Genomic DNA, 17,182 nt, shown 5'->3' with positions numbered 1-17,182 from the left:
GCGAGGGCGGTACCCGAGCCGGCGCACGGCCCGGGTACCGCGAGCGGCTCAGAAGTAGTCGAGGACCTCGACGAGGTCGCCGCAGGCGAGCACGTCGAGGGCCGCGAGCCCGGCGGCCCGGTCCTCGACGAGGACCTCGGCGCCCGCGGTGCGGACGGCGCCGAGCGCCGTCGTCGACCCGGCGTACAGCCCGGCCAGCCCGCTGGGGGTGAGCCGCACGACCGGCTCGGCGTCGGTGCGCCGCGCGGCGCCCTCGCCGCCGGAGACGGCGAGCTCCCAGGTCCCGCTGTTCCACGGGGCCAGGTCGTCCTCCAGCGCGACGACGACGGAGCCGCGCACCGCGGACGGCCAGCCGCGCTGGGCCATCGCCCGCTCGACGTCGACGACGCGGTGCATGACGACCTTGCGGTCCACCACGCGCGCCAGCTCGACCGGCAGCGCCGCGGCGACCGCGTCCCCGCGCAGCAGCCGCAGGTGGAGGTTGCGGGCCACGGGCGCCCAGCCCCCCAGGACGCCGAGGAGCGTCCGCGCCGCGGCCGGGGTGTCGGCCACCACGTCGCGCACGGTGAAGACCGCCTCGCGCCCGTAGCCGCGGCCGCGGTGCCAGCTGGCCGCGGCCACGAGCCGGTCGCCGTCCTCGACGAGCGTGAGCCCGTCGACGCCCTCGGGCAGACGATCGGTCGGCGGGGCCGGCCGCACGAGCATCCCGCTCCGGGCCCGCGCCTCGCGCTCGTAGAGCTCGGCGACCGCCGGCAGGTCGGCGGGCCCGCCGGTGCGGGTCGCCAGCCCCGGGGCCGGGCCGCCGCGGTTGAGCGCGTGGGTCGGCACCTCGACGGTGGTCAGCGTGCCCGTGACCTCCCAGCCCGCGCGGCGGTAGAGCCCGGCGACCGTGGGGAACAGCGCGGACACCGCGGCGCCGCGCTCGCGGCCCCCCTCGAGCAGCGCGCGCAGCAGCGACGTCGCCACGCCGGCCCCGCGCGCCTCCGGCTGCACCGCGACGTCGGTGACGTCGGCGGCCCCCACGCGGCGCCCGCCCCACCAGTGCTCGCGCGGCAGCAGCGTCACCGCCCCGAGGAGGTCCTCGCCCCGGCCGACCGCCCCGTAGCGGACGGCGCCCTCGGGCTCGGACCCCGGGTCCGGCGGGGAGGTGAGGTCCTCGCCGAAGGACAGCGCGTGCAGGCGCCACTGCCGGGCGTGGTCCTCGGGCCCGAGGGGGCGCACCCGGGGAGCGCTGTCGTCGGGGCGGGCGTCCGGGGACGGGGCGGTCGTCTCGGCAGGCACCCCGGAACGCTACCGGCCGGCTGGTCGTGCCCCTCGTCCACGACGAGGCCCCGGGCACGGGGGACCGGGCCGGGCAGCGGTCGCGCCGGGGGCGCCGTGGACGAGGTGAACGCCGGGCGCGCACGCCACCGCCGGGAGACGTTCACCCGGCCGTCGCCCGCGAGCCGCACCGAGCGGTCCAGCGTGGACCTGACCGTTGTGCGCCCCTTGTCCGGGTGGTTGGCGTCCGCCCCACGCCGCGTCGCCGCGCGCGTCCGCCGACCACGGCTCCGGCGCCCGTCCGCCCGTCCGCCCGTCCGCCCGTCCGCCCGTCCGCCCGTCCGCCCGTCCGGAGGTCGTCATGCCCGTGCCCCGCTCCGTCCCTCCCACCGCCGTCACGGCCCCGCCCGCTGCGGGTGCCGGTCCTCGTGCCGCCCGCACCGTCCCGGCCGCCGCGGGCACGCCTGCGCGACAGCCCGCTCGGGCGGGCCGGCCGGTCGCCGCGTCCCCGCTGGCCGGCCTCGTCGCAGCCTCCCCCTCCGCGCCGTCGCGCCGGGGCGTCCTGCTCGGGGCGGGGGCGGCGGCCGTCCTCACCGGGTCCCTCGTCGGCGGTGCGCAGGCGCCCCGCGCCCTCGCCGCGGCCGGCTCGCGCCCGGGGGACCCCTTCACGCTCGGCGTCGCCTCGGGCGACCCGTCGCCCGACGGCGTCGTGCTGTGGACGCGCCTGGCGACGGACCCGCTCGCGGAGGACGGCCGCGGGGGCATGCCGGAGCGCGGCGTCAACGTGCGCTGGCAGGTCGCCCGCGACGAGCGCTTCCGGCGCCTGGAGCGGATCGGGACGACGACGGCCCGGCCCGAGCTCGGTCACAGCGTGCACGTGGAGCTCACCGGGCTCGAGCCCGGCCGCGAGTACTTCTACCGCTTCCAGTCCCTGGGCCGGCTCTCCCCCGTGGGCCGCACCCGCACGGCGCCGGCGGTCGGGAGCTCGCCGGCGTCGCTGACGATGGCCTTCGCCTCGTGCGCGCAGTACGAGCACGGCTACTTCACCGCCTACCGGCGCCTCGCCGAGGAGGAGCCGGAGCTCGTCCTGCACCTCGGGGACTACATCTACGAGTACCGGGCCGACTCCTACGTCGCGCCCGGGGGCAACGTCCGCGACCACGCCGGTCCGGAGACCACCACGCTGGCCGGCTACCGCCAGCGCCACTCCCAGTACAAGGCCGACCCCGACCTCCAGGCCGCCCACGCCGTGGCCCCGTGGGCCGTCGTCTGGGACGACCACGAGGTCGACAACAACTGGGCCGACGAGGTGCCGGAGAGCCTGGAGCGCGACCCCCTGCCGGGCTTCCTGGACCGCCGCGCCGCCGCCTTCCAGGCCTACTACGAGAACATGCCGCTGCGGAGCACCAGCGTGCCCCGGGGCCTCGACATGCAGCTCTACCGGCGCCTGGACTGGGGGCGCCTCGCCGCCTTCCACATGCTCGACACGCGGCAGTACCGCGACGACCAGGCCTGCGGCGACGGCACCGACGTCGGCTGCGAGGAGCGCCTGGACCCGGCTCGCTCGCTGCCCGGGCACGAGCAGGAGCGCTGGCTGCTCGACGGCCTCGCGGACTCCCCCGCGACCTGGGACGTGCTGGGCCAGCAGGTCTTCTTCGCGCCGCGGGACTTCGCCGAGGGGCCGGAGCGACGGCTCTCGATGGACGGCTGGGACGGGTACACGGCGTCGCGCTCACGGCTCCTCGAGGGCTTCGCCGAGCGCGGCGTGCGCAACCCGGTGGTCCTCACCGGCGACGTCCACCGCCACTACGCCTGCGACGTCCACCCCGACGCGCCCGGCGGCGAGGGGGTGCCCGACCTCTCGCGCGCCCCGGTGGCGACCGAGCTCGTCACGACGTCCATCTCCACCGGCGGCGACGGCTCGGACACCTCGGCCGGCACCGACCTCCAGCTCGTGGAGAACCCGCACATCCGCTTCGCGAGCAGCCAGCGCGGGTACGTGCTGACCCGGCTCGAGGCGGGTCAGGTGCGCGCCGACTTCAAGGTGCTCCCCGCCGTCCAGGAGCCGGGCGCGCCGGTCTCCACCCGCGCGTCCTTCGTCGTCGAGGAGGGTCGTCCGGGGCTCCACCGCGTGTGACCTCCGGGCCTCTGCTCCGGGCCGCGACGAGGCGTCGCACGCCCGAGGGGCCGGTCCGCACCGCAGACCGGCCCCTCGGGCGCGGGCGACGCCGCCACGGGTCAGGAGCCCGCGGCCCCGACCCGCTCCAGCACGATCTCGCGCACGCGCTGGGCGTCCGCGGCGCCGCGCGTCGCCTTCATGACCGCGCCGACGACGGCCCCGGCGGCCGCGACCTTGCCGCCGCGGATCTTCTCCGCGACGTCGGGCTGCGCGGCGAGCGCCTCGTCGACGGCGGCCACGAGGGCGGACTCGTCGGAGACGACCTCGAGCCCCCGGGCGGAGACGACCTCGGTCGGCGTCCCCTCCCCCGCGAGGACGCCCTCCAGCACCTGGCGGGCCATGCGGTCGTTGATGCGCCCGGACTCCACGAGCCCGGCGAGCTCCGCGACACCCTCCGGGCCGACGGGCAGCGACGTCACCTCGACCTGGCGCTCGTTGGCCGTGCGGGCCAGCTCGCCGCCCCACCACTTGCGGGCCGCCGCGGGGCTCGCGCCGGCGGCGACGGTGGCCGAGATGGTCTCCAGGAGCCCGGCGTTGACGACGTCGCGCATCTCGAGGTCGCTGTACCCCCACTCGCCCTGGAGCCGGGCGCGGCGGGCCACGGGCATCTCCGGCAGCGTCGCGCGGATCTCCTCGACCCACGCCCGCGACGGCGTCACGGGGACCAGGTCGGGCTCGGGGAAGTACCGGTAGTCGTCGGCGTCGGACTTCACGCGCCCCGACGTCGTGATGCCGGTGTCCTCGTGCCAGTGCCGGGTCTCCTGCAGCACCGCGCGACCGGCGTCCAGCACGGCCGCCTGGCGCGAGACCTCGTAGCGCACCGCCCGCTCCACCGAGCGGAAGGAGTTGACGTTCTTCGTCTCCGTGCGGGTGCCGAGCGGGGCGTCGGGCGAGGGGCGCAGCGAGACGTTGACGTCGGCGCGCATCTGCCCCTGCTCCATGCGGGCCTCGGAGACGCCGAGGGCGCGCAGCAGGTCGCGCAGCGCCGCGACGTAGGCGCGCGCCACCTCGGGGGCCCGGGCGCCGGCGCCGGTGACCGGGCGGGTGACGACCTCCACGAGCGGGATGCCCGCGCGGTTGTAGTCCACGAGGGAGTGGTCGGCCCCGTGGATGCGCCCGGTGGACCCGCCCACGTGCGTCGACTTGCCCGTGTCCTCCTCCAGGTGCGCGCGCTCGACCTCCACCCGCCACGGCGTCCCGTCGTCCAGGACGACCTCGAGGTGGCCGTCCGCGGCGATGGGCTCGTCGTACTGCGAGGTCTGGAAGTTCTTCGGCATGTCCGGGTAGAAGTAGTTCTTGCGCGCGAAGCGGCAGGACTCCGCGATGTCGCAGGACAGCGCCAGGCCGATGCGGATGCCGTGCTCGACGGCGAGCCGGTTGACCACGGGCAGGGCGCCCGGCAGCCCCAGCGACACCGGCGAGACCTGGGTGTTGGGCTCGGCGCCGAACGCGGTGGACGAGCCGTCGAACATCTTGGTCGCCGTGCCGAGCTCGACGTGGACCTCGAGGCCGATGACGACGTCGTAGCGGGCCGTGGCGTCGTCGTAGGCGACGAGGGGCTCGGCGCCGCCCGTCGCCGCCGGCGCGGTCGTGGTGGTGCTCATGCGGGCGCGACCTCCGGTCGGGTGGCGGGGACGGTCTCGAGGCGGGGCGCGGACGCGAGCAGCGGTCCGCCCCAGCGCTCCTCGAGCAGCGCCTCGAGGGCGCCGCCGAGGCGGTACAGGCGCTCGTCGGCCCGGGCCGGCGCCATCACCTGGAAGCCGACGGGCAGGCCGTCCTCGGCCAGGCCGCTCGGCAGCGACATGCCCGGCACCCCGGCGAGGTTGGCCGGGATGGTGGCGATGTCCGCGGCGTACATGGCCAGGGGGTCGTCCAGCCTGCTGCCGAGCGGGAACGCCGTCGTCGGCGCCGTCGGGGAGACCAGCACGTCCGCCTGCTCGAAGGCCGCCGCGAAGTCGCGCTGGACGAGCGTGCGCACCTTCTGGGCCGAGCCGTAGTAGGCGTCGTAGTAGCCCGCCGACAGGGCGTAGGTGCCGAGGATGATCCGACGCTTGACCTCCGCGCCGAACCCGGCGCCGCGCGTGGCGGCCATGACGCGCTCGGCCGTGACGGGCCCCTCGGACGGCTCGACCCGCAGGCCGAAGCGCATGCCGTCGAAGCGCGCCAGGTTGCTGGAGGCCTCGCTGGGCATGATCAGGTAGTAGGCGTCCAGGGCGTGCGCGAAGGTCGGGCACGAGACCTCCACGACCTCGGCCCCGGCGTCGGCCAGCAGGTCCAGCGACGCCCGGAAGCTGGCGCTCACGCCGTCCGAGAAGCCCTCGCCCGTCAGCTCGCGCACCACGCCCACGCGCATGCCGCGGACGTCGCGCGAGCGCGCCGCGTCGGCGAGCGCCCCGACGGGATCTGTCAGCGACGTCGCGTCGCGGGGGTCGTGCCCGCCCATGACCTCGTGCAGCAGGGCGGCGTCGAGCACGGTGCGGGCGCAGGGACCGGCCTGGTCGAGGCTCGAGGCCATGGCGACGAGGCCGTAGCGCGAGATGCCGCCGTAGGTGGGCTTGACCCCCACCGAGCCCGTCACGGCGGCCGGCTGGCGGATGGACCCGCCCGTGTCGGTGCCGACGGCGAGCGGCGCCTCGAAGGCCGCCACCGCAGCGGCGCTGCCGCCGCCGGAGCCGCCGGGGGTCCGGGAGGTGTCCCACGGGTTGCGGGTGGGCCCGTAGGCGGAGTGCTCGGTCGAGCTGCCCATGGCGAACTCGTCCATGTTCGTCTTGCCGAGCAGCGGCATGCCGGCCGCGCGCAGCCGCTCGACCAGCGTGGCGTCGTAGGGCGGCACCCAGCCCTCGAGGATCTTCGACCCGGCCGTCGTGGGCGTGCCCCGCGTGACGACGACGTCCTTGACGGCGACGGGCACGCCCGCGGCGGGGTGCAGGTCCTCGCCGGCGGCGCGGCGGGCGTCGACGTCGCGGGCGGCGGCCAGGGCCTCCTCGCCGCTGACGTGCAGGAAGGCCGCGACGCCGCGGCCGTCGCCGGGCGCGCCGTCCACGGCGGCGATGCGGTCCAGGTGGGCGCGCACGACCTCCTCGCTGGAGACCTCGCGCGCGGCCAGGCGCTGCGCGAGGTCGGCGGCGGTGGCGCGCACCAGGTCGTCGGCGCCGGGGCGGCCGCTCTCGGCGGGGGCCATCAGTCCTCCTCGAGGATCTGCGGGACGAGGAAGCGCCCGTCCTGGGCGGCCGGCGCGCCGGCGAGCACGTCGTCGACCGGCAGCGACGGCTGGACCACGTCCTCGCGGTAGACGTCGGTCAGCGGGAGCGGGTGGCTCGTGGCGGGCACGTCGTCGGAGACGACCGAGGACACCGAGGCGACGGCGGCCACGACGGCGTCGAGCTCACCGGCCAGCCGCTCCAGCTCGTCGGGGTCGAGGTCGATGCGCGCGAGGGCGGCCAGGCGCGCCACGTCGTCGGTGGAGAGAACGGGCATGCCGGGGAGTCTAGGAGTCGCACCCGACGCCCGGCCGCGGACCGACCCGACCGCGCCGGGTCGCGGGAGCGCCCCCGGAGCGCGGGCGGGCACGACGCCGGCGGCCGCGGACCGCCCCGTCCGAGAGGGAGCTCTCCTGCGACCCGGCGCGGCACCCGTCAGCGGGCGTCGTAGGCGTCGCGGACCGACTGCGCGACGCGGCCCCGGTCGGCGACGACGTGGCCGTTCTCGCGCGCCCAGGCTCGGATCTCGGCGAGGTCCGTCCGCCTGGCCGCAGGCCCCTGCGCCGGCTCGCCCCCCGGCGGACCGTCGGCGGGCCCGGCGTCCTCGCCCGCGGGAGCCGGTGCCGCGCCGCCCTCCGCCGACAGCTCGGGCCCGGGCCCGGGCCCGAGCTCGGGCTCGGGGAGCGCGTCCGGGCCCTGCTCCAGGAGCACGCGGAAGCCCGCCTCGTCGAGGATGCGCAGGCCGAGCTCGCGGGCGCGCAGCTCCTTCTGCCCCGCGTTCTCCCCGACGACGACGAAGTCGGTCTTCTTGGAGACCGAGCCCGACGCCTTGCCCCCGCGCGTGAGGATGGCCTCCTTGGCGCCGTCGCGGCTGAAGCCCTCGAGGCCGCCGGTGACGACGACCGTGACGCCCTCGAGGTGGCGCGGCGCGGAGGTGTCGCGCTCGTCCTCCAGGCGCACGCCCGCCGCCCGCCAGGCCTCGACGGTCGCGCGGTGCCAGTCGACGTCCCACCACGCCAGCACGGCCTCGGCGATGACGGGGCCGACGCCGTCGGCCGCGGCCAGCTCCTCGACGCTGGCGCCGACGACGGCGTCGAGGCTGCCGAAGCGCGTGGCGAGGGAGCGCGCCGCGGTCGGCCCCACGTGGCGGATCGACAGCGCGACGAGCACCCGCCACAGCGGGCGGTCGCGCGCGGCCGCGAGGTTGTCGAGCAGACGCCGGCCGTTGGCCGACAGGTCGCCGTTGGCGTTGCGGAACAGCGGGACCCGCAGCAGGTCGACGTCGGTGAGGTCGAACAGGCCGCTCTCGTCGACGAGCACCCGGCCCCCGGCGTCGACGGGGGCGCCGTCGGCCTCCGGACGGGCGTCGCGGCTCCCCCCGGCGTCCGGCACCCCGCCGAGCAGGGCCCCGGCGGCCTCCCAGCCGAGCGCCTCGACGTCCAGCGCGTTGCGGGAGGCGATGTGGAAGAGGCGCTCCCGCAGCTGCGAGGGGCAGGTGCGCGAGCTCGGGCAGCGGATGTCCTTGTCGCCCTCGCGCTCGGGCGCCAGCCGCGTCCCGCACGAGGGGCAGTGGGTGGGCATCACCCACTCCGGGGCGCGCCCGGAGGGGTCGGCGTCCGGCGCCAGCACGGGCCCGAGGACCTCGGGGATGACGTCCCCGGCCTTGCGGACGACGACGAGGTCTCCGGGCCGGACGCCCTTGCGCCGCACCTCGTCGCCGTTGTGGAGCGTGGCCAGCTCGACCGTCGACCCCGACACGAGCACGGGCTCCATGCGCGCGAACGGCGTCACGCGCCCGGTGCGCCCGACGTTGACGGAGATCTCCAGCAGCCGCGTGGTCACCTCCTCCGGCGGGTACTTGTAGGCGATGGCCCACCGGGGGGCGCGGCTCGTGGCGCCGAGGCGCCGCTGGAGGGCGAGGTCGTCGACCTTGACGACCGCGCCGTCGATCTCGTGCTCGACGTCGTGGCGGCCCTCGCCCGTGCGCGCGACGAAGTCGCGGACCGCCGCGACGTCCTCGAGCAGGCGCGTGTGGCCGCTCACCGGGAGCCCGAGCGCGGCCAGGCGCTCGTAGGCCCCGGACTGGCTCGCGACGTCGAAGCCGCTGCGCCGGCCCAGGCCGTGCACCAGCATCCGCAGGGGGCGGCGGGCGGTGACGCGGGGGTCCTTCTGCCGCAGCGACCCCGCCGCGGCGTTGCGCGGGTTGGCGAAGGGCTGCCGGCCCGCCTCGACCAGACCGGCGTTGAGCTCGCGGAAGGCCTCCACGGGGAAGAACACCTCGCCGCGCACCTCGAGCAGCTCGGGGACCGGCGCCGTCCCGTCGTCCAGGCGGAGCGGGACGCCGCTGAGCGTGCGGACGTTGAGCGTGACGTCCTCGCCGGTGCGGCCGTCGCCGCGGGTCGCGGCCCGCACGAGCCGCCCCTGCTCGTAGACGAGGTCGACCGCCAGCCCGTCGATCTTCGGCTCGCACAGCCACCGCAGCTGCGCCCCCTCCCCCGCCTCGCGCACCACGCGCTCCACCCACTCGTCGAGCTCGGCGGGGGTGAAGACGTTGTCGAGGCTGAGCATCCGCTCGAGGTGGTCGACCGCGGTGAAGTCGGTGGAGAAGGTGCCGCCCACCTGCTGGGTCGGCGAGTCCGGGGCGGCGAGCTCGGGGTGGGACGCCTCGAGGGACTGCAGCCGCTGCAGCAGCGCGTCGAACGCCGCGTCGGGCACGGTGGGGGCGTCGCGCACGTAGTAGGCGAACTGGTGGGCGCGGACCTCCTCCGCCAGGGCGGCCCACTCCCGGCGCTCGTCGTCCGTCGCGGGGGCGGGCGGGGCTGCGTGCTCGTCGTGCGGCGGTGTCGCGCTCACGCCCGGCATCCTGCCCCAGCCCCCCGACACCAGCCCTGATGACCCCGGCGCGCGCGGCACCGGCTCACGACACCGGCTCTCCGGAGCCGGCCGGCCGGCCGCCCACCACGGCCTGGACGCGGCGAGGCCGTCCCGGCCGGTCCTGCAGGACCGGCCGGGACGGCCTCGGGGTGCGGCGGCGCGGGCGCGGCCGCGGGGTGGGGCGTCAGGCGATGGGGCCCTCCGCGGCGGCCGCGGCCTCGGCGACGGCGACGCGCTCGTCGAGGAGCGCGCGCGTGGCCTCGGTGCGCTCGACGACGCTCTCGACGGTCGCCTCCTCGGCGCCCTCGGTCGTGGCCGCCATGCGGGCGACGGAGGCCTCGAGCGCCTGCACGCCGACGGTCGCGTCCTCCTCGGCCGGGGCCCCGAACTGGCCGCTCAGCTCGCCGCGGACGCGGTTGCCCTCGCCGACCGTGGGGGCCGGGTCGTTGCCCTCGCCGGACAGGTTCCCGGCGACGATGTTCTGGTCGAGGGTGATCTCGGCCATGTTGTCGGAGATCGTCACGTCCCCGCCCCAGAAGCTCGCCCCGTCGCAGACCTCGACCGGGCCGTCGGCGCCGAGCTGCAGCAGCGACATGTTGCCGGTGTAGATGGCGTCGCCGTACACCTCGCTCTCGCAGAACACGCCGCCCTCGGCGTTGTCGACGACGTCGAGGCTGCCGCGCAGGGTCGAGTCGACGACGTCCGTGTAGGTCGTGCCGATGCCGCGGACGGGGCCGCCCACCGTCGAGGAGGAGATCAGCAGCTCGCCGGCGCGCGCGTCCACCGCGCCGGAGACCGTGCTGCCGTCCTCGAGCCAGGTCACGCCGAGGACGTCGGAGCCCTCGACGGCGCGGGTCACGACGGACTGCGCCTGGCTGCCCTCGAGGGTGACGCCGAAGCCCTGCCGCGAGGTGACGCGGCCCGCGACGCTCGAGTCGACGGCGCCGAAGAAGGCGTCCTCGGCGACGACGACGCCGCCGCCGAAGGAGCTGCCCTCGGCGACGAGGTCGCCGCCGGCCGCCACGCGGGTGCTGCCGGTGACGGTCACGCCCGTCAGGTCGCAGGACTGACCGGAGGGGACCACGAGGTCGCCGGTGATGGTGATGCCGTCCGCGGTCCCGGAGCAGCGGGTGGTGAGGGCGGGCGCACTGGTGGCCGGGCCGGCCACGGCCACGACGCCGCCGGCGGCGAGGAGGGTGCCGGCGGTGAGGGCGCTGATCAGCTTCATGAGGGAGTGGCTCCTTCGAGGGCCTCGTGAGAGGGCGAGGTGATCGGGCTGACCCGGGGTCGTGGTCTGCCGGAACGGACGTCGGTGTCAATCGGACGGACCGTACGTTCTCAGAACGATCACGACGAGGCAATGGCCTTGGTGGAAACGCCGGGCCAACTCCACGGGGCGGCACGGCGAGCGACCGGACAGCGCCGAACGGGTGGCGTCCGGGACCCCCACCGGGTGACGGAGCGTGGTAGTGCGCCCGGGCACCGAGCAGCGCTGCTCAGGCCTGCGCGGCCTCTCCCAGCGCGTCGGACGCCTCGCGCAGCCGGCGCAGCGACGCCCGCGCGGCGGCGGGCGAGGAGCCGGCGAGGCCGCAGGCCGGCGTGAGCACGACGTCGGCCAGCCCGGCGAGCGGCAGGCCCACGCGCCGCCACGGCTCGCGGACCGCCTCCACGAGGCGGTCGACGGACGCCGCACCCGCCTGCGGGTCGGCGACGCCCAGCCCCGCCCACAGCCGCCGCCCCTCCTCGACCGCGACGGCGACCGACTCCCACCCGGCGGCCCGCAGGCGCGACAGGTCGACCGACAGGCCGTCGGCGCCGCTGCGGCGCAGCACGGGGAAGGGGACGTCGTCCGCGCACGAGTGCACGACGACGTGCTCCGCACCGGCCTCCCGCGCCGCCTCCGCCACGGCGCGCAGCCCCGCCTCGACCTCGTCGGCCGGCACGGGCTCGAGGTGGCCGAAGCCGCTGGAGCGGCGCAGCCGCCCGTCCAGCACGGCGCCCAGGGAGGGCTCGTCCAGCTGCAGCACCAGGCGCGCGCCCGGGACGAGCCGGGCCAGGTCCGCCAGGTGCTCGCGCACCCCCTCGGCCAGCGAGGCGACGACGTCGCGCCGCGCCCCGGGGTCGGTGGTGGAGCGCTCCCCCCGCCCGAGCCGCACCGAGGCGGCCAGGGTCCACGGGCCCGCGACCTGCGCCTTGAGCTCGCCCGCGTAGCCGTCGGCGGCCTCGGCCAGGGCGTCGAGGTCCGCCCGCCGGTAGCTGCGGGCGCGCTGGAGGTCGCGCCCGGGGTGGTCCACGAAGCGCCACCCGGAGGGCTGGAGGTCGACAGGGAGGCCGACCAGGAGAGCGGCCGCGCGCCCGACCAGCTCCGCCCCCGGGCCCCGGCCGGGCATCTCCACGACGTGCGGCAGCCCCGGCGGGGCGCCGAGCTCGCCGAGCACCGTGCGCGCGGCCTCCAGCGGGTCCTGCTCCGGCCAGGAGCCGGTGCCGCTGGCGCGCCCGAGCAGGGCGGGGCGGCCCGGCTCGTCGTCCGCGGGCCCGCCCGCCGCCGGGTCCACCTCGGTCGGGGAGTCCTCGCGCTGGCTCACGAGCCGACCGTAGCCGCGCCCGGCGGCCCGCCCGCCCGCCCGAGGCGGTCGACGCCGTCGGGGCGCTCGAGACCGGCACAGCGTCAGGCGGCGGAGTCCACCGTGGCGGAGCCGACGACGCGGGTGCCGTCGTACAGGGCCAGGGTCTGCCCGGGCGCGACGCCGCGGAGGGGGGAGGCGAGCTCGACCGCGAGCGGGTCGCGGGAGGTCAGGACGCACGGCACCTCGGCGCCGTGCGCGCGCAGCTGGGCGCCGAGCCGCTCCCCCACCGCCGGCTCCGCCCCCGTCCACACCGGGGCGCCGCCGACGACCCGGGTGCGCTCGAGCCGCTCGCCGGGCCCGACCACGACGTCGCCGGTGGCCACCGAGAGCGAGAGCACGTACCGGGGGCGGCCGTCCGGCGCGGGCGTCCCGACCCGCAGGCCGCGGCGCTGGCCCACCGTGAAGCCGGCCGCGCCGTCGTGGGCGCCCAGGACCGCGCCCTCCTCGTCGCGCACGAGCCCCGGCCGGGCGGGCACCCGCTCGTGCAGCCAGGCGCGGGCGTCACCGCCCGGGACGAAGCAGATGTCGTGGCTGTCGGGCTTCTCGGCGACCGCGAGCCCGCGGTCGGCGGCCTCGGCGCGCACGTCGGCCTTGGACGCCGACTCCCCGAGCGGCAGCAGCGCGCGCGCGAGCCGGTGGGGCGGCACCACGGCCAGCACGTAGGACTGGTCCTTGGCGGCGTCCCGCGCCCGGTGCAGAGACGGCGGCCCGCCGTCCGCGGCCGCCTCCAGGCGCGCGTAGTGCCCGGTCGTGAGGGCGTCGAAGCCGAGGGCGAGCGCCCGGTCGAGCAGCGCTGCGAACTTCACGCGCTCGTTGCAGCGCACGCACGGGTTGGGCGTGCGGCCGGCCGCGTACTCGGCCGTGAAGTCGTCCACGACGTCGGCCTGGAAGCGCTCGGACAGGTCCCAGACGTAGAAGGGGATGCCGAGGACGTCGGCGGCCCTCCGGGCGTCCCCGGCGTCCTCGACGGTGCAGCAGCCCCGCGCCCGGGGCGCCGCTCCCGCCCCGCCCGCCGCCGCGCGGGACAGGGCGAGGTGGACCCCCACGACGTCGTGGCCGGCGTCCACCGCCCGCGCCGCGGCCACGGCCGAGTCGACGCCGCCGCTCATCGCGGCCAGGACGCGCACGCCTCAGACCCCCACCGGCGCAGCGGCGACCGGCCCGGAGGCGGCCCGGGCGCGCCGCGCGGCGGCGACGACGGGGGGCAGCGCCTCGAGCAGCCGGTCCACGTCCGCGGCGGTGCTGGTGCGCCCCAGGCTGACCCGCAGCGCGCCCCGGGCCTCCTCGCCGGGCACCCCCATCGCGGCCAGCACGTGGCTGGTCTGCAGAGCCCCTGCGCTGCAGGCGCTCCCGGTCGAGATGGCGATGCCGCGGGCGTCGAGCAGGTACAGCAGCGCGTCGCCGTCGCAGCCGGGCAGCGTGAGCAGGGCCGTCCCGGGCAGCGACGCCCCCTCGCGCGCGTCCCCGCGCAGCACGGCGTCCGGGACGTCCTGCGAGACACCGGAGAGCAGCCGCCCGCGCAGGGCCCGCAGCCGCGGGGCCTCAGCGTCGCGGTCTGCGGCGGCCGCGGCGAGCGCGACCGCGAGGCCCCGCGCCAGCGCCACCGCCGAGGTGCCCGAGCGCAGCCCGCGCTCGTGCCCCCCGCCGCGCACCAGCGGCTCGAGCCCCTCGCCCCGGCGCACCAGCAGCGCCCCGGTGCCGACCGGCGCCCCGACCTTGTGCCCGGAGACCGACAGCGCCGCGAGGCCACTGGCCGCGAGGTCCACCGCCTGCGTCGCCGGGGCCTGCACGGCGTCGCTGTGGACGGGGACGCCGGCCGCGGCGGCCAGGGCCACGACCTCGGGCAGCGGCTGCAGGACGCCGGTCTCGTTGTTGGCCCACATGACGCTGACGAGCGCGGTCTCCCCGGGCGCCCGCTCGAGCTCGACGGCCAGGGCCGCGAGGTCGAGGCGGCCGCGGGCGTCGACGAGCAGGAGCACGAGCTCGGCGCCCTCCGCGGCGGCGAGCCGGCGCGCGGGGTCGAGGACCGCGGGGTGCTCGACGGCGCTGACGAGGACGCGGCGACGCCGTGGGTCCTGCGCGCGCCGCGCGCGGTACAGGCCGGCCACGGCCAGGTTGTCGGCCTCGGTGCCGCCCGAGGTGAGCACGACCTCGTCCGGGCGGGCACCCAGGACCCGGGCCACCTCCTCCCGCGACTCCTCGAGGAGCCGGCGGGCCGCGCGCCCCTCCGCGTGGGCGGAGGAGGCGTTGCCCGGCAGGCCGAGGGCCTCGAGCACGGCCTCGGCGGCCGCGGGGAGCACGGGGGCGCTGGCCGCGTGGTCGGCGTAGACCCGACGGGGCGCGGCGCCGGGCTCCGGTCGCCCGGCGGGGCTGCTGGCGCTCACGCGAGGAGGGTAGACGCGCGGCGCCGCCCGCCCGGCGGGCGGGAGCCCGGCGGGCGGGCGCGCCGGGCTCAGCCCTCGCGCAGCACGGCGAGGAAGCGGGCGACCTCCGCGCGCAGGACCTCGGCGAGCTGGGCGAGGCCCGGAGCGCCGTCCGCGGCACCCCCGTGCTCGCCGCCGCCGTCCACCGCGACGGAGACGCCCTCGACCATCGAGTCCATCTCCCGCACGGTCTGGCTGATGCGCGACATCACCGAGGTGCTCGTCGAGGCGACCTCCTGGACGTCGCCCACCTGCGCCGTCACCTCGTCGGTGGCGCCGAAGGTCTGGTCGGCGAGCTGCTTGACCTCCGAGGCGACGACGGCGAAGCCGCGCCCCGCCGCACCCGCCCGGGCCGCCTCGATGGTGGCGTTGAGGGCGAGCAGGCGGGTCTGCCCCGACACCTGGGAGATGAGCGTGACGACCTGCCGGATCTGCTGCGAGGAGCGCTCCAGGCGCCCCACCGCCTCCCGGGCGTCGTCCGCCTCCCGGACGGCCAGCGCGACGGAGCCCGACAGGCTGGCCGCCGAGGCGCTCAGCTCGGTCGCCGCCGCCGCGACGGTCTGGGAGACCGTCATGACCGTGCTCTCGAACTCGTCGGCGAGGCGGAGCCGGGCGTCGGCCACCTCGGTCGCCCGCGCGGCGGCCGAGGCCATGGCCTCGCGGGCGGCGTTGATGGTGTGGGCACCGCAGGCGAAGGCCCCGGCCAGGCCGGTGAGCAGGAACTGCCGGTGGAACCGGCCCTCGCTGGCCGCCTCCAGGGACGCCGCCGACTCCCGGACGTAGGCGTCCGTGCGGTCGATGAAGCGGTTGAGCTCGTGGCGCAGCAGGACCAGGTCGGGGTCGTCCTCGCTGCCCGGCACGTGCTGGACCCGGGCCTCCAGGTCCCCCGCGGCGACGAGGCGGCAGACCCGGAGCATCTCGCGCACGGCCGCCGAGGAGACGCCCGCGGCGCGCTCGGCGGGGCTCTCGTCGCGGCCCCACGGGGCCGAGCGCCTCACGCCGCCCGCCCGGCGGTCGCGGGGGCGCCCGCGAGGCTCCACAGGAAGCGGTCGTAGTCCTGCCCGCGCTCGGCCAGCACGGCCTCGAGCAGGGCCGTCGACGCGGCCACCGCGTCGGCCGGCCGCGGGTGGCGGGCCTCCTCGGCGAGCAGCCGGGCGTACAGCGGTCGGATCTCGGCCAGCGCCCGGGCGCTGGGGAGGCGCCGGTTCGAGTGGTACCCGACGGTCGACCCGTCGGGCCCCCGGGTGGGGGTCACGTGGGCGAGCACCCAGTAGTGCGCGCCGTCACCGGCGAGGTTCACGACGTACGCGAACAGCTCCCGCCCCTGCTTCAGCGTGCTCCACAGCAGCGCGAAGACGCAGCGCGGCATCTCCGGGTGGCGGATCATGTTGTGCGGCTGGCCGAGCATGGCCGCCTCGGGATAGGCCGAGACCCGCAGGAAGACGTCGTTGGCGTACGTGATCCGCCCCTGCAGGTCGGTCTTGGTCACGATGACCTCGTCCTCCTCGAAGCGGCGCTCGACGCCTGTCGGCCGCACGGTCCCCTCGCGCACTGCCCGCCCTCCGTCCCTCCGGCGGGGTGGCCCGCCGAGCTCCTGCCGCCCCCGCGGGGCGGCGCCTGCCCGTCCATCGGCGGCGACCGGCGGGTCCTGAAGGGCGTCTTCCCCGCCCGGGGAAGGGGTCGGCGCCGGCGAGCGGCCGCACCCGCCGGTCAGGTGCGCCGGTGGTCACCAGGCACGGCGCCGGTGCCCGGGCGCCGCACCGCGAAGGCGCCCATGCGCCGCGCGCGCTCCGGACCGGCGAAGAGCTCGGTGAACAGGGCGCGCTCGAGCGCCAGGCCCTGCGGCAGCGGGAGCTCCAGGCCGCCGTCGACCGCCCTCTTGGCGGCGCGCAGGGCCTCGCGCGGGCCAGCGGCGGCGTAGCGCTCGGCGAGGGCGCGCGCGGCGCCGAGCGCCTCGCCGGCGGGCACGACGCGGTCCACGAGCCCGAGGCGCCAGGACTCCTGCGCCCCCACCGGCGACGCCGACAGCAGCAGGTCCTTGGCGCGCGCGGGCCCGACGAGCCGCGCCAGGCGCTGGGTGCCGCCCGCGCCGGGCACGACGCCGAGGCCGACCTCGGGCAGACCCAGCCGGGCGCCCTCGCCGCACACGCGGACGTCGCACGCGAGCGCCAGCTCCAGGCCCCCGCCCAGGACGGGGCCCTCGAGGGCCGCCACCACCGGCACCCCGACCGCGGCGACGGCGTCGGTGAAGCCCTGCAGGCCCGGCGCGCGCGCGGCCATCTCCTCCCCCGACATCGCGGCCATCTCGTGCACGTCCGCGCCGGCGCCGAAGCGCTCCCCGCCGGTGACGACGACGGCCCGCACGTCCTGGCGCCCGTCGGCCTCGCGCGCGAGCGCCGCCACGAGGTCCTGCGCCGCCGCGTCCAGCGCGTTGACGGGGGGCCTGTCCAGCCGCAGCACGGCGACCCCGCGCACGGGCGGCTCCAGGACGGCGGCGGGCCGAGCGGCCGGGGCGGGTTCCGGACGGGCGTCGGGCACGGGTCCTCCTGCGGCGGGGCGGTGGCCGCGGCGCCGGCGGCTGCGGCGACCCGGGACGGTGGACGCTAGCCCGGGCCGAGG

General features: G+C 78.0%; 13 protein-coding genes. 1 reads left to right on the top strand and 12 read right to left on the bottom strand.

From position 1 onward, the window contains the following. Window positions 1-48 precede the first annotated feature (48 nt). The gene (locus Q0848_RS01420; protein WP_299033750.1) at window positions 49-1,281 is read right to left on the bottom strand and encodes an enhanced intracellular survival protein Eis; all 1,233 of its coding nucleotides are present in this window, start codon (window positions 1,279-1,281) and stop codon (window positions 49-51) included. 340 nt (window positions 1,282-1,621) lie between these two features. On the opposite strand from Q0848_RS01420, the gene Q0848_RS01415 reads away from it, so the two are divergent. Further along, a complete protein-coding gene (locus Q0848_RS01415; protein WP_299033745.1) occupies window positions 1,622-3,397 on the top strand; it encodes an alkaline phosphatase in 1,776 nt (591 codons plus the stop codon). Between the two features lie 101 nt (window positions 3,398-3,498). Here the strand turns inward: Q0848_RS01415 and gatB are convergent, their stop codons facing one another. From gatB to Q0848_RS01360, 11 genes are all read right to left on the bottom strand, one after another. After that, a complete protein-coding gene (gatB, locus tag Q0848_RS01410; RefSeq protein ID WP_299033742.1) occupies window positions 3,499-5,043 on the bottom strand; it encodes an Asp-tRNA(Asn)/Glu-tRNA(Gln) amidotransferase subunit GatB in 1,545 nt (514 codons plus the stop codon). Further along, window positions 5,040-6,620: an Asp-tRNA(Asn)/Glu-tRNA(Gln) amidotransferase subunit GatA gene (gatA, locus tag Q0848_RS01405; RefSeq protein ID WP_299033739.1), complete on the bottom strand. Its 1,581-nt coding sequence runs from the start codon at window positions 6,618-6,620 to the stop codon at window positions 5,040-5,042. The genes gatB and gatA overlap by 4 nt, the downstream gene beginning before the upstream one ends. Further along, window positions 6,620-6,916 carry an Asp-tRNA(Asn)/Glu-tRNA(Gln) amidotransferase subunit GatC gene (gatC, locus tag Q0848_RS01400; protein WP_299033736.1) on the bottom strand — a complete coding sequence of 99 codons (297 nt, stop codon included), beginning with the start codon at window positions 6,914-6,916 and terminating at the stop codon, window positions 6,620-6,622. Before gatC ends, gatA begins: the two co-directional genes overlap by 1 nt. A gap of 158 nt (window positions 6,917-7,074) precedes the next feature. Then, window positions 7,075-9,492 (bottom strand): NAD-dependent DNA ligase LigA, encoded by a 2,418-nt coding sequence (gene ligA, locus Q0848_RS01395; RefSeq protein WP_299033733.1) that lies wholly within the window; start codon window positions 9,490-9,492, stop codon window positions 7,075-7,077. Between the two features lie 205 nt (window positions 9,493-9,697). Beyond that, complete coding sequence (locus Q0848_RS01390; protein ID WP_299033730.1) at window positions 9,698-10,741, bottom strand: hypothetical protein; 1,044 nt, start codon at window positions 10,739-10,741, stop codon at window positions 9,698-9,700. A 268-nt stretch (window positions 10,742-11,009) separates the two neighbouring features. Then, window positions 11,010-12,098, bottom strand: a complete 1,089-nt coding sequence (locus Q0848_RS01385; RefSeq protein WP_299033723.1) for a methionine synthase — start codon at window positions 12,096-12,098, stop codon at window positions 11,010-11,012. Window positions 12,099-12,181: 83 nt separating this feature from the next. After that, entirely contained in the window at window positions 12,182-13,267 is a 1,086-nt protein-coding gene (gene mnmA, locus Q0848_RS01380; RefSeq protein WP_299033720.1) for a tRNA 2-thiouridine(34) synthase MnmA, read from the bottom strand. A gap of 3 nt (window positions 13,268-13,270) precedes the next feature. Continuing rightward, window positions 13,271-14,524 (bottom strand): cysteine desulfurase family protein, encoded by a 1,254-nt coding sequence (locus tag Q0848_RS01375; protein WP_299033717.1) that lies wholly within the window; start codon window positions 14,522-14,524, stop codon window positions 13,271-13,273. A 68-nt stretch (window positions 14,525-14,592) separates the two neighbouring features. Continuing rightward, complete coding sequence (locus Q0848_RS01370; RefSeq protein WP_299033714.1) at window positions 14,593-15,561, bottom strand: methyl-accepting chemotaxis protein; 969 nt, start codon at window positions 15,559-15,561, stop codon at window positions 14,593-14,595. Next, on the bottom strand, window positions 15,558-16,115 hold the full coding sequence (locus tag Q0848_RS01365; protein ID WP_366146345.1) for a PAS domain-containing protein: 558 nt from the start codon (window positions 16,113-16,115) through the stop codon (window positions 15,558-15,560). Before Q0848_RS01365 ends, Q0848_RS01370 begins: the two co-directional genes overlap by 4 nt. 158 nt (window positions 16,116-16,273) lie before the next feature. Further along, on the bottom strand, window positions 16,274-17,050 hold the full coding sequence (locus Q0848_RS01360; protein WP_366146367.1) for an enoyl-CoA hydratase-related protein: 777 nt from the start codon (window positions 17,048-17,050) through the stop codon (window positions 16,274-16,276). Window positions 17,051-17,182: the final 132 nt, after the last annotated feature.

The organism is uncultured Pseudokineococcus sp., from assembly GCF_947495735.1.
In the GTDB taxonomy this organism is placed as follows: Bacteria; Actinomycetota; Actinomycetes; order Actinomycetales; family Quadrisphaeraceae; genus Pseudokineococcus.
This window is presented reverse-complemented; position numbering and strand designations above follow the sequence as displayed.